Annotated in this window: 2 protein-coding genes; both read left to right on the forward strand. The window is 67.1% G+C overall.

What is annotated here, in order from left to right; all coding sequences use genetic code 11:
• Positions 1-100: 100 nt before the first annotated feature.
• On the forward strand, positions 101-3,466 hold the full coding sequence (locus tag AC5QPF_RS09290; RefSeq protein ID WP_494962934.1) for an amino acid adenylation domain-containing protein: 3,366 nt from the start codon (positions 101-103) through the stop codon (positions 3,464-3,466).
• Positions 3,463-14,286: an amino acid adenylation domain-containing protein gene (locus AC5QPF_RS09295; protein WP_494962935.1), complete on the forward strand. Its 10,824-nt coding sequence runs from the start codon at positions 3,463-3,465 to the stop codon at positions 14,284-14,286. The genes AC5QPF_RS09290 and AC5QPF_RS09295 overlap by 4 nt, the downstream gene beginning before the upstream one ends.

The following is a 14,286-nucleotide window of genomic DNA, read 5'->3' on the forward strand; positions in this document are numbered from 1 at the left end:
CCCGACGGCCGCCGTCATTCCTTGCTAAATATTTCCTTTGCAGTTCGTTCTTGTTGATACGACCAGCCCAAGGTCACGCCGATCAGCAAGGACCCACTGCATGAATCCCGAACAAGCCCGCAAGCTCGCCCGTCGTTTCGTCGAGTTGCCCGCCGAGAAGCGCAGCCTGTTCCTCGACGCGCTGCGTCGGGAAGAGGTGGACTTCGCCCTGTTTCCGATCCCCTCCTGCGAAGGGCTCGCCGAGCGCGACGGCCTGTCCCATGCCCAGCAACGCATGTGGTTCCTCTGGCAGTTCGATCCGCAAAGCCCCGCCTACAACCTGCCGCTCTCGGTGTGCCTGAACGGCCCGTTCGACCTGGCCGCACTGGAGCGCGCCTTCGCCCTGCTGGTGCAGCGCCATGAAAGCCTGCGCACCACCTTCGCCCAGGACGGCGAGCAGGCGGTGCAGCACGTGGCCGACACGGGCGTGGTGGATATCGACCTGCACGACCTGAGTGGACACAGCGACCCATGGCCGGCGGCCCGCGCGGAAATGGCCCGCCAGGCCCTGCAACCCTTCGATCTGCAGGCCGGCCCGCTGTTTCGCGTGCGCGTGCTGCGCCTGGGCGAGCAGCAGCATGTGCTGCTGCTGACCCTGCACCACATCATCACCGACGGCTGGTCCATGGGCGTGCTGGTCGACGAGTGCCTGGGCTACTACGACGCCCTGGCCAGTGGCCGCTCGCCGCAGATCGAGCCACTGCCGGTGCAGTACCGCGACTACGCCCTGTGGCAATGCGCCTGGCTGGAAGCCGGCGAGCAGGCGCGGCAACTGGAGTACTGGCGCGGGCACCTGGGCGACGAGCATCCGGTGCTGGAACTGCCCACCGACCGACCACACCCGGCGCTGCCCAGCCAGCAGGGCAAATGCCTGGAAATCGCTCTCGACAGCACGCTGCTGAAAAACCTCCAGGGCCTCGCCCAGCAGCAGGGCGTGACCCTGTACGTGGTCCTGCTGGCCTCGTTCAAGGCGCTGTTGCACCGCTACAGCGGCCAGCGCGATATCCGCGTCGGCGGCCTGATCGCCAACCGCACCCGCAGCGAGACCGAAGGCCTGATCGGCTTCTTCGTCAACACCCAGGTGCTGCGCAGCGAAATCACCGGGCAGACCCGTTTCGACGCGCTGCTGCAAAGCGTGCGCGAGGCAGCCATGGGCGCCCAGGCGCACCAGGAGCTGTCCTTCGACGCCATCGTCGAGGGCCTGCAGATCCCGCGCAGCCAGAACCGCAATCCGCTGTTCCAGGTGATGTTCAACCACCGTCCGCTGGTCAATGCGATCCAGGGCCGGCAACTGGCTTGCGGGCTCGGCGTGGCCAGCCTGACCCCGGAGCAACTGGGCGAAGACCAGCGCCCGCAGGCCGCAGGCAGCGACCTGATGCTGGACACCAGCGGCGAAGGCGAGCAACTGAAGGCCTCGTTCACCTACGCCACCGATATCTTCGACGAGGCCACCGTGCAACGCATGGCCGGGCACTGGCGCACCCTGCTGGGCGGGATCTGCGCCGATCCGCAGGCGCGGATCGACCAGTTGCCGCTGCTGGACGCCGCCGAGCGCGCCTTCGTGACCGAGGGCTGCAACCAGAGCGCCCGCGAGTATCCGCTGGAGCGTAGCTATGTCTCGCTGTTCGAAGAACAGGTGGCCGCGAATCCAGAGCGCACCGCTGTCAGCTATCTCGACCAGAAACACAGCTACATCGAACTCAACACCGCCGCCAACCGCCTGGGCCATGCCCTGATCGCGGCGGGCGCCGGCTTCGACCAGCCGATCGCGCTGCTGGCCGAACGCGGCCCGGACCTGCTGGGCATGATCGTCGGCAGCTTCAAGGCTGGTGCGGGTTACCTGCCGCTGGACCCGGCGCTGCCGAACCAGCGCCTGAGCGGCGTGATCGGGCAGAGCGGGGCGCCGGTGCTGGTGTGCAGCGCCGCCTGTGAAGCCCAAGCCCGTGAACTGCTGGTTGGCCTGGAAGGCGTGCAACTGCTGGTCTGGGAACAGGTCCAGCAGAGCGATGCCATCAACAATCCGGGCCGCTACAGCCGTCCGGACAACCTGGCCTACGTGATCTTCACCTCCGGTTCTACCGGCCTGCCGAAGGGCGTGATGGTCGAACAGCGCGGCATGCTCAACAACCAGCTGAGCAAGGTGCCGTACCTCGATCTGAGCGACAAGGACGTGATCGCCCAGACCGCCTCGCAGAGCTTCGATATCTCGGTCTGGCAGTTCCTCGCCGCACCGCTGTTCGGTGCCCGGGTAGATATCGTGCCGAACGACATCGCCCGCGATCCGCAGGCGTTGCTGGCCCATGTTCAACAGCAGGGCATCACGGTGCTGGAAAGCGTCCCGTCGCTGATCCAGGGCCTGCTGGCCGAAGAGCGCGTCAACCTCGACGGCCTGCGCTGGATGCTGCCGACCGGCGAAGCGATGCCGCCAGAATTGGCCAAACAATGGCTGCTGCGTTATCCACAAATCGGCCTGGTCAACGCCTACGGTCCGGCGGAATGCTCGGACGACGTGGCCTTCTTCCGCGTGGATCTGGAATCGACCCGGAGCACCTACCTGCCCATCGGCACCCCGACCGACAACAACCTGATCTACCTGCTGGACGATGCTCTGGAACTGGTGCCGCTGGGCGCCGTCGGCGAGCTGTGCGTCGCCGGCACCGGCGTTGGCCGTGGCTACGTCAGCGACACCCGCCGCACCGTCCCGGTCTTCGTGCCGAATCCCTTCGGTGCCCCGGGCGAGCGCCTTTACCGCACCGGTGACCTGGCCCGCCGTCGCGCCGATGGCGTGCTGGAATACGTCGGCCGCGCCGACCACCAGGTGAAGATCCGCGGCTACCGCATCGAACTGGGCGAGATCGAAACCCGCCTGCTGGAACACCCGGCGGTCCGCGAAACCGTGGTCCTCGATATCGACGGCCCGCAAGGCAAGCAGCTCGCCGCCTATCTGGTCCCGCGTAGCGAGATCAACGTCGACCAACTAAAGGCCACGCTCAAGGCCAACCTGCCGGACTACATGGTGCCGACGCATTTCATAAAGCTCGACGCCATGCCGCTGACCCCCAACGGCAAGCTGGACCGCAAGTCCCTGCCACAACCCGACGCCAGCCAGTCCCAGGCCACCTACATCGCCCCGGTCACCGAACTGGAACACCAACTGGCCGCCATCTGGACCGAAGTCCTGAAGATCGAGCGAGTGGGCCTTAACGACAGCTTCTTCGAGCTCGGCGGCCATTCCCTGCTGGCCGCGCAGATGGTGGCGCGGATCAAGAAGCACCTGGGCATCAGCCTGCCGCTGCGCACCCTGTTCGAGCAGCCGCTGCTCGGTCAGTTGGCCACTGCGCTGGCGGCGCTGAGCACCACAACGACTGACGATGACTGGGACGACATGGACCAGTTCATGGATTCACTGGAGGAAACCGAAGCATGAGCGGGACCACAACTGCACGTATCGCCAAACGCTTTGTCGGTCTGTCGCTCGACCAGCGCCGTCAGTTCCTCGCCAAGCTGCGGGCGGACGGCAAGGACTTCACCCTGCTGCCGATTCCGGAGTGCCGCCACGACGTGACGGCGATCCCGCTGTCCTACGCTCAGCAGCGCCTGCTGTTCCTCTGGCAGTTGGACCCCACCAGCGACGCCTACAAAATGAGCACCGCCCTGCGCCTGCGCGGGCAACTGGACGACAGCGCCCTGCAACGCGCCTTCGACCTGCTGCTGCAACGTCATGAAGTGCTGCGCACGGTGTTCAACACCGAGGGCGAGCAGCCGCGCCAGGTGATCCAGGCGCCGCTGTCGCTGGAACTGGAGCGTGTCGACCTCCAGGAAGCCGACCTGGCCGCCCGCGCCGGCGCCTTCGTTTCCCGTCCGTTCGACCTGCGCCAGGGCCCGCTGCTGCGCGCCTGCCTGTTCCGCCTCGGCGCCGCGGACCACGTGCTGGTGGTGTGCATGCACCATATCGTCTCCGACGGCTGGTCCATGGAGGTGATGGTCAAGGAGTTCGCCCAGGCCTACCAGGCCTTCAGCCAGGGCGCCGAACCGGACCTGCCGGCGCTGCCCTTGCAATACGCCGACTACGCCATCTGGCAGCGCCAGTGGCTGGAAGCCGGGGAGGGCGAGCGTCAGCTCGACTACTGGCGCCGCCAGCTGGGCGACGAGCAACCGCTGCTGGAAGCCGCCCAGGACTTCCCGCGTCCGTCGACCCAGAGCTTCCGCGGCGAGCACCTGAAGTTCGACTTCGGCCGCGACCTGTCCCAGCGCCTCAACGCCTTTGCCCGCAGCCAGGGCATGAGCCTGTTCATGCTGGTGCTGGCCGGCTTCTCGCTGTTCCTCTCGCGTCAGTCCGGGCAGCGCGATATCCGCATCGGCGTGCCCAACGCCAACCGTGGCCGTAGCGAAACCGAAGGGCTGATCGGCTTCTTCATCAACACCCAGGTGCTGCGCTGCCAGCTCGACGAGCGCCTGAGCTACCTCGACCTGCTGGCCCAGGTCCGCGAGACCTCGTTCGAGGCTCAGGCCCATCAGGACGTGCCCTTCGAGCAACTGGTGGACCAGTTGGCGCCGGAGCGCAGCCTTGGCCACAACCCGCTGTTCCAGGCCAAGTTCAACCAGCATGTGATGCTCAAGCAAGAGCTGTCGCTGAAGCTGCCGGGGCTGGAGGTCAGCGAGTACCCGATGCACCGCGAGGGTGCGCATTTCGACCTGGCCCTGGATATCACCGACGACGGCAGCCTGGTGCATGGCGACATGGCCTATGCCAGCGACCTGTACCAGCGCAGCACCGTCGAAGCCTTCATCCCCCAACTGCTGCAACTCTTCGAGCAACTGCTCGATGCGCCGCAGGCGCCGCTTTACAGCTTGGGCGCGCTGCCGCAACCGGCGTCCGCTGAAGCACTGCCCGCCGCACCGTCGGTTCTCGCGCAATGGCAGGCCAATGTCGAGCGCCAGCCAGACGCCATCGCTGCTCGCTGCCTGACCGAAAGCCTGACCTACCGCGAGCTGGACGAGGCAGCCAACCGACTCGCCCATCACCTGCTGCAACAGGGCGTCCAGCCGGGCGAGCCAGTAGCGGTGCCGATGGAGCGCTCGCTGCCCTGGCTCGCCGCGCTGCTGGCGATCTTCAAGGCCGGCGCTGTATACATGCCGCTGGATGTGAAGGCCCCGGTCGAGCGCCTGCAGCAGATGCTGACCCGCGCTGGCGCCCGTGCGGTACTGCGCGCTGAAGCCGGACTGCGCCTGGAAGTGCCCGTCGATATCGTCTGGCAACCGGCACTCTGGCAGCAACAGCCGGCTACCGCACCGGCCATCGCCCTGCACGAACACTCCCCGGCCTACGTGATCCACACCTCGGGCTCCACTGGCCAGCCCAAGGGCGTGCTGGTTAGTCATGGCGCCCTGGCCAGCTACGTGCGCGGTCTGCTGGCGCGCCTGCAACCGGCGCCGGAGGCGAGCATGGCGCTGGCCTCGACCATCGCCGCCGACCTCGGCCACACCGTGCTGTTCGGCGCTCTGTGCGCGGGGCGCACCCTGCATGTGCTGCCCGAGGCCCTGGGCTTCGACCCGGATGGCTTCGCCGACTACATGGCCACCCACCAGGTCGGCGTGCTGAAGATCGTGCCCGGTCATCTCGCCGCGCTGCTTCAAGCGGCGCGGCCGGCCGATGTGCTGCCACACCAGATGTTGATCGTCGGCGGCGAAGCCTGCCCGGCCGGACTGGTAGAGCGGGTTCGCGAACTGCGTCCACAGTGCCGCTTTATCAACCACTACGGCCCGAGCGAAACCACGGTCGGCGTGCTGACCCATGAAGTCGCGGACGAAATCCCGTCGGTCGTGCCGGTCGGTTCGGCGCTGCCGGGGGCCGTGGTGCGGGTGCTGGACGATGTCTTCAATGGCGTCGCCGAGCGTGTCCCCGGCGAGTTGTATATCGGCGGCGACAGCCTTGCCCTCGGCTATCTCGGCCAGCCGGCGCTGACCGCCGAGCGCTTCGTGCCGGACCCTCATGGCCCGGCGGGCGCGCGCCTGTATCGCAGTGGCGACCGCGTGCGCCGCAACCCTGAAGGCCAGCTGGAATTTATCGGCCGCGCCGACGACCAGGTGAAGATCCGCGGCTATCGTGTCGAGCCGGCGGAAGTCGCGCGGGTGCTGCAAGGCCTGGCGCAGCAGGCGGTGGTCCTCGCCGTACCGCAGGATGACGACGCCAGCCGCCTGCAACTGCTGGCCTGGGTCGTCGCCGAAGGCGTCACCGGCGAGTCCCTGCGCCAGCAGTTGGCCCAGGTGCTGCCGGACTACATGGTGCCGGCGCAGATCGTTTTGCTGGAGCAACTGCCGCTGACCGCCAACGGCAAGCTGGACAAGCGCGCCCTGCCCAAGCCGGGCGCGGTGCAGCAGCGCTATGTCGCGCCGCAAGGCGAGATCGAGGAAACGCTCGCGGCCATCTGGCGCGAAGTGCTCAAGCTGGAACAGGTCGGCAGCACCGACAACTTCTTCGAGCTGGGCGGCGACTCCATCCTCAGCTTGCAGATCATCGCCCGGGCCAAGCGCCAGGGGATCAAGCTCAATCCCAAGCAGCTGTTCGAAAAGCAGACCATCGGCCAACTGGCCACCGTCGCCAAGCTGATCGAGAAGAAGGCCACGGCCCCGGTGGTCGAACTGGTCAGCGGCAACCTGCCGTTGCTGCCGATCCAGGCGCGCTTCTTCGAAATGGATATCCCGCAGCGCCAGCACTGGAACCAGTCGGTGCTGCTCAAGCCGGCGCAGAAGGTCGACGCCGCCCATCTCCAGGCAGCACTGCATGCCCTGCTGGAGCAGCATGACGCCCTGCGCCTGAACTTTGCCCGGCAGTACGCCGGCTGGCAGGCGGTGTTCGCACCGCTGGACAGCACCTCGGTGTTGTGGACCCGCACCGGCGATGACCTGCAAGCCCTGGCCGACGAAGCCCAGCGCAGCCTCGACCTGAAGAGCGGCCCGCTGCTGCGTGCCGTGCTGGTGGACCTGGCCGATGGCAGCCAGCGCCTGCTGCTGGTGATCCATCACCTGGTGGTGGACGGCGTGTCCTGGCGTGTGTTGCTGGAGGACCTGCAACAGGCCTGGACCGCCATTGCGGCGGGCCGTGCCCCGGTGTTGCCGGCCAAGACCAGTTCGTACAAGGACTGGGCGGAAAAGCTCCATGCCTACGCCAACAGCCCGGCCCTGGAAGCCGAGCGCGACTACTGGCGCGGCGTGCTCGACGGCGCCGCCGGCAGCCTGCCGCAGGACAATCCGCAAGGCAGCCTGCGTATCCGCGATGCCGCCCATGCCACTTCGCGCCTCGATGCCGACCTGACCACGCAACTGCTCAAGGTTGCCCCGGCGGCCTACCGCACTCAGGTCAACGACCTGCTGCTGACCGCCCTGGCCCAGGTGCTGTGCCAGTGGAGCGGCCAGCCATCGACACTGGTGCAACTGGAGGGCCATGGCCGCGAAGACCTGTTCGACAGTATCGACCTGAGCCGCACCGTCGGCTGGTTCAGCAGCCTGTTCCCGGTGCGCCTGACCCCGGGCGCAAGCGCCGCCGCCTCGCTCTGCGGCATCAAGGAACAGTTGCGCGTGGTGCCGGCCAAGGGCATCGGCTTTGGCGTGCTGCGCTACCTCGGCGATGGCGATTTCGCCCATGAGCTGGCGGCCCTGCCGCAGCCACGGGTGACCTTCAACTACCTCGGCCAGTTCGACGGCAGCTTCGAGCAGGACGCCGCCTTCGGCCTTGCCAGCGAAAGCAGCGGCCAGCCGCTGTGCGAGGACGGTCCGCTGGGCAACTGGCTGGGCATCAACGGCCAGGTGTTCGACGGCCAGTTGCGTCTGGACTGGACCTACAGCCGCGAGATGTTCCGCGCCGAGACCATCGAGGCCCTGGCCCGTGACTACGAGCGCGCGCTGCAAGGCCTGATCGAACATTGCGTGGCCGGTCATCACGGCGTCACGCCGTCGGACTTCCCGCTGGCCGGCCTGACCCAGGCGCAACTGGACGGGCTGCCGGTGGCCGCGGCGAGCATCGAGGACATCTACCCGCTGGCGCCGATGCAACAGGGCATGCTGTTCCACAGCCTCTACGCCAGCGAGGCGGGCAACTACATCAACCAGCTGCGGGTCAGCGTCGATGGCCTCGACCCGGCGCGCCTGCGGGAGGCCTGGCAGGCCCTGCTGGACCGCCATGAAGTGCTGCGCAGCAGCTTCGTCAGCGATGCGGCGCAGCCGGTGCAGGTGGTGCAGCGCCGTGTCGAGCTGCCCTTCGTGCAGATCGATGCCCGCGAGCAGGACGCCAGCTGGCTCGACCACTGGGCACGGGCCGAACGGGACAAGGGCTTCGAGCTGACCCGCGGCCCGCTGCTGCGGGTGGCGCTGGTCCGCACCGGCGACGACCGCCATGAATTGATCTACACCAACCACCACATCCTGATGGATGGCTGGAGCAGCTCGCGCATGCTCGGCGAGGTCCTGCAGCGCTATGCCGGCCAGGCACCGACGCGCCAGGGCAGCCAGTACCGTGACTACATCCGCTGGTTGCAGCAGCAGGATGCCGCGGCCGGCGAGCGCTTCTGGCGGGAACAGCTGGCCGCGTTCGACGAGCCGACCCGTCTGGCCCAGGCACTCAAGGGCACGGCAGAGGGCGAGGGCTACGGCGAATACCTCGAAGACCTGGACGCCGGCCTGACCCGTCGTCTCGGCGAGTTCGCCCGCGAACAGCGGGTCACCCTCAACACCCTGGTGCAAGCCGCCTGGCTGTTGCTGCTGCAACGCTATACCGGGCAGTCCAGCGTCACCTTCGGCGCCACCGTGGCGGGTCGTCCGGGCGAACTGGCGGGCGTCGAGGAACAGCTGGGGCTGTTCATCAACACCTTGCCGGTGGTCGCCAGCCCGCGCCCGGAACAGTCCGTGGCCGAGTTCGTGCAGCAGGTGCAGGCGCAGAACCTGGCCCTGCGCGAGTTCGAGCAGACGCCGCTGTACGAGGTGCAGCGCTGGGCCGGCTGGAGCGGCGAGGCGCTGTTCGACAATATCCTGGTGTTCGAGAACTACCCGATTTCCGATGCCCTGCAACAGGCGGCGCCGGACGGCCTGGTGTTCGGTGATGTCCGGACCGAGGAACAGACCCATTACCCGCTGACCCTGGTGGTCAATACCGGTGAGCGACTGTCGTTGCGCATCAGCCATGACCGCCGGCATTTCGGCGAGCGTGCGGTGGCGCAACTGGCGGCACACTTCAATCATCTGCTGGCGGGGCTGATCGTCGATCCGCAGGTGCGCCTGGGTCAGCTGGCCCTGCCGGCGGAAGAGATGAAGGCCGTTCCCCGCTTCCCAGGCGAGCAGTGCATTCACCAGATGATCGAAGCCCAGGCGGCGCGGTTGCCGCAGGCGGTGGCAGTGAGCTTCGGCGTCGAGCAGCTGACTTATGCACAGCTCAACGCCCGCGCGAACCAGCTGGCGCACAAGCTGCGCGAGCAGGGCGTGGGGCCGGATGTGCTGGTGGGGCTGTCGGTCGAGCGCAGCCTGGACATGCTGGTCGGCGTGCTGGGCATCCTCAAGTCGGGCGGGGCCTATGTGCCGCTGGATCCGGATTATCCACAGGACCGCCTGGACTTCATGACGGCAGACAGCGGGATCAAGCTGCTGCTGACCCAGGCCGACCTGCAAGCGCTGGCGGGCTACAGCGAAGAGAACCCGGTCAACCTGACCACCCCGGACAACCTGGCCTACGTCATCTACACCTCCGGCTCCACCGGCAAGCCGAAGGGTGCCCTGCTGCCCCACAGCAATGTGCTGCGCCTGTTCAAGGCCACCGATGCGTGGTTCGGCTTCGACGAGAAGGACGTGTGGACCCTGTTCCACTCCTATGCCTTCGACTTCTCCGTGTGGGAGATCTTCGGTGCGCTGATGTACGGCGGCCGGCTGGTGGTGGTGCCACGCGAAGTCACCCGTTCGCCGGAAGATTTCCACAAGCTGCTGGTGGCCGAGCAGGTCACCGTGCTGAACCAGACGCCATCGGCGTTCAAGCAACTGGCGCGGGTGGCCTGCGACTCGTCCGCCGACCTGGCCCTGCGCTATGTGGTGTTCGGCGGCGAAGCCCTGGATGTCGGCAGCCTGCAACCCTGGTTCGAGCGTTTCGGCGATCAGCAGCCGCGCCTGATCAACATGTACGGCATCACCGAAACCACGGTGCACGTGACCTACCGCCCGATCAGCCAGGCCGACCTGCAACAGGCCGAGGTCAGCCCGATCGGCGAGGCCATCCCGGACCTGTCGATGGTCGTGCTCGACACCGACTTCAACCCGGTGGCCCCGGGCGTGTGCGGCGAGCTGCATGTGGGCCACGCCGGCCTTGCCCGCGGCTACCACAACCGCGCCGCGCTGACGGCCGAACGCTTCGTGCCCAACCCGTTCGCCGCCGACGGCAGTCGCCTGTACCGCACCGGCGACCTGGCGCGTTTCCGTGACGAAGGGGTGATCGAATACGCCGGCCGTATCGACCACCAGGTGAAGATCCGCGGCTTCCGTATCGAACTGGGCGAGATCGAGGCGCGCCTGCAGGAACACGACGCCGTGCGCGAGGTGATCGTCCTTGCCGTCGACGGCCCGGCCGGTCAGCAACTGGTGGCCTACCTGGTGCCCCGCGATGCAGCCCGGACGGACCTGCGCGACACCCTCAAGGCCCACCTCAAGGCCAACCTGCCGGACTACATGGTCCCTGCGCACCTGATGGTGCTGGACGCCATGCCGCTGACTGCCAACGGCAAGCTGGACCGCAAGGCCCTGCCCAAGCCGGACGCCTGTGCCGCGCAAGGCGCCTATGTCACCCCGGTCAGTGCACTGGAACAGCAACTGGCGGCCATCTGGGCCGATGTCCTGCAAGTGCAGCAGGTCGGCCTCAGCGACAACTTCTTCGAACTGGGCGGTCACTCGCTGCTGGCGACCCAGGTGGTCTCCCGCGTGCGCCAGCAACTGGACCTGGAACTGTCCCTGCGCGACCTGTTCGAGTCCGCCGACCTCGCGGCTTTCGCCGCTGCTGCCGAGCAAGGCCCGGCCAGCAAGGCGCCGGCGCTGGTCCGCGCCGACCGCGACCAGCCGCTGGCCCTGTCCTACGCCCAGCAACGCCAGTGGTTCCTCTGGCAGCTGGAGCCGGACAGCGCCGCCTACAACATTCCGGTGGCCCTGCGCCTGGACGGTGCGCTGGATATCGAGGCGCTGGAGTCCAGCTTCAGTGCGCTGATCGCCCGTCACGAAACCCTGCGCACCACCTTCCGCCAGGACGGCGAACAGGCCGTGCAGATCGTTCATCCGGCCGCGCCGCTGGTGCTGGCGGTGGAAGCGCTGCCGTCCGGCGACAGTCTGGAAGACTGTATTGCCCGGGAAGTGCGCCGTCCGTTCGACCTGCAACACGGTCCGTTGCTGCGGATCAAGCTGTTGCACCTGGGCGAGGACCGCCATGTGCTGGTGCTGACCCAGCACCACAGCGTCTCCGATGGCTGGTCGATGCCGATCATGGTCGACGAGCTGGTACGCCTCTACGAGGGTTTCAGCCAGGGCCGCGAGACTCACCTCGACGCTCTGCCAATCCAGTACGCCGACTACGCCCTGTGGCAGCGCCAGTGGATGGCCGCCGGTGAACAGCAGCGCCAGCTCGACTACTGGACCGCGCAACTGGGCGGCGAGCAGCCGGTGCTGGAACTGCCTACCGACCGCCCGCGTCCGGCGATCCAGCAGTTGGCCGGCGCACGTCACGCCATCGCACTGGAACCGGCGCTGGTGGACAGCCTCAAGACCGTGGCGCGGCAGCAGGGCGTGACCCTGTTCATGCTCCTGCTCGCGGCGTTCCAGACCCTGCTGCAGCGCCATAGCGGCCAGTCGGATATCCGCGTCGGCGTGCCGATCGCCAACCGCACCCGGGCCGAGACCGAGAAGCTGATCGGCTTCTTCGTCAACACCCAGGTGCTGAAGGCCGAGTTCAGCGCCGACGCCACCTTTGCCGAGCTGCTGCAACAGGTGAAGCACACCGCCCTGCAGGCCCAGGCCCATCAGGAACTGCCGTTCGAGCAACTGGTGGAAGCCCTGCAGCCGCAGCGCAGCCTCAGTCACAGCCCGCTGTTCCAGGTGATGTTCAACCACCAGACCGAGGTCAGGGGCACGGCGCATCAGCTGCCGGGCCTGAGCGTCGAGGTGCTGGGCGCCGACAGCCAGTCGGCGCAGTTCGACCTGACCCTGAACACCGTCGAGCATGCCGCCGGCCTCGATGCCGAACTGAGCTACGCGACTGCGCTGTTCGACGGGGCGACCATCGCCCGTCTGGCCGGGCACTGGCGCAACCTGCTGCAAGGCATCTGCGCCGACGCCAATCAGCGCATCGCCGACCTGCCGTTGCTGGATGCGGATGAGCGTCGGCGCATTCTCGTCGACTGGAACCAGAGCCAGGCCGATTACCCACGCGAGCAATGCCTGCCGGCGCTGATCGAGGCGCAGGTGCTGGCAACGCCGCAGGCCACCGCGCTGGTCCTCGGCGATATCACCCTGAGCTACGCGCAACTCAACGCCCATGCCAATCAGCTGGCGCACAAGCTGCGCGAGCTGGGCGTCGGACCGGACGTGCTGGTGGGCGTGGCGCTGGAACGCGGTGTGGAGATGGTCGTCGGCCTGCTGGCGATCCTCAAGGCCGGTGGTGCCTATGTGCCGCTGGACCCGGATTTCCCGCGGGATCGTCTGGCCTACATGATGGAAGACAGCGGTTTGAAACTGTTGCTCAGCCAGTCTTCGTTGCTGGATCAACTGACCATCCCGGCGGACGTTGAAACGCTGTGCCTGGACCAGGAAGGCGACTGGCTGGACGGCTACAGCCAGGACAACCTGCCAGCCTCGGCTGCGCCGGAAAACCTCGCCTATGTGATCTACACCTCCGGCTCCACCGGTCTGCCGAAGGGCGTGACGCTCCAGCATCAGTCCCTGGTCAACTTCCTGTTCAGCATGGCCGACCAGCCGGGGCTGGGCGCGGATGACCGGGTGCTTTCGCTGACCTCGCTGTCCTTCGATATCGCCGGTCTGGAACTGTACCTGCCGCTGATTCGCGGGGCGTCGGTGGTGCTGCTCAAGCCGCACCAGAACAAGGATCCGCAGGCGCTGTTGCAGGTGATCGCCGAGCAGCAGGTCAGCGTGATCCAGGCTACGCCTTCCAGTTGGCGGATGATCCTCGACGCTGCTCCGGCGGGCGCCCTGAAGGGCAAGACCATCCTCTGCGGCGGTGAAGCACTGAGCGCCGAACTGGCCCAGCGCCTGATCGACCAGGCCGGCCATGTGTGGAACGTCTACGGCCCGACCGAGACCACCATCTGGTCGGCGCGTCACTACCTGACCCAAAGCGACGATGTCTGGCTGGGCAAGCCACTGGCCAATACCACGCTGCATATCGTCAGCGATGATCTGGACGTGTTGCCGGTCGGTGCACGGGGCGAGTTGCTGATTGGCGGCGATGGCCTGGCCCGTGGTTACCATCAGCGTCCATCGCTGACCGCACAGCGTTTCGTGCCGGATCCGTTCTCGACCACGGGCGGCCGCCTGTACCGCACCGGCGACGTGGCGCGCTACCACGCCGACGGCGTGATCGAGTACGTCGGTCGTCTCGACCACCAGGTGAAGATCCGCGGCTTCCGTATCGAACTGGGCGAGATCGAGGCGCGGTTGCTGGAGCATCCGGCGGTGCACCAGGCCGTGGTGATCGATATCGACCTGGCCGGCCACAAGCAACTGGCTGCCTACCTGATCGCCGACACCGACAGCGCGGAACTGCGCAACGCCCTCAAGGCCCACCTGCGCGCCGGCCTGCCGGACTACATGGTGCCGGGTCACCTGGTCTGGCTCGACGCGATGCCGCAGACCCCCAACGGCAAGCTCGACCGCAAGGCCCTGCCGGCACCGGACGCCAGCCTGGCCCAGCGCGCCTACGTGGCGCCGGTCAGCGAGCAGGAACAGCAGATGGCGGCGATCTGGGCCGAGGTGCTCAAGGTCGAGCGCGTCGGCCTGACCGATGACTTCTTCGAGCTGGGCGGGCATTCCCTGCTGGCCGCGCAACTGGTCTCACGCATTCAATCCGGCCTCGGTATCGACGTACCGCTGCGCCTTATCTTCGAGAAACCGCAATTGAACGAATTCCTCCTGGCCTTCGCCGACACCGGCCTGTCGCTGACCGAGGACGGCCTGTCCGATATCGAAAAACTGATGAACGAAATGGCAGGAGCCTGA

Source organism: Pseudomonas sp. Con_6 (genome assembly GCF_059379395.1).

What these genes read in the sequence shown, in the direction of transcription:
- AC5QPF_RS09290 (WP_494962934.1), top strand. Translation starts at nt 101, where the DNA reads ATGAATCCCGAACAAGCCCGCAAGCTCGCCCGTCGTTTCGTCGAGTTG.
- AC5QPF_RS09295 (WP_494962935.1), top strand. Translation starts at nt 3,463, where the DNA reads ATGAGCGGGACCACAACTGCACGTATCGCCAAACGCTTTGTCGGTCTG.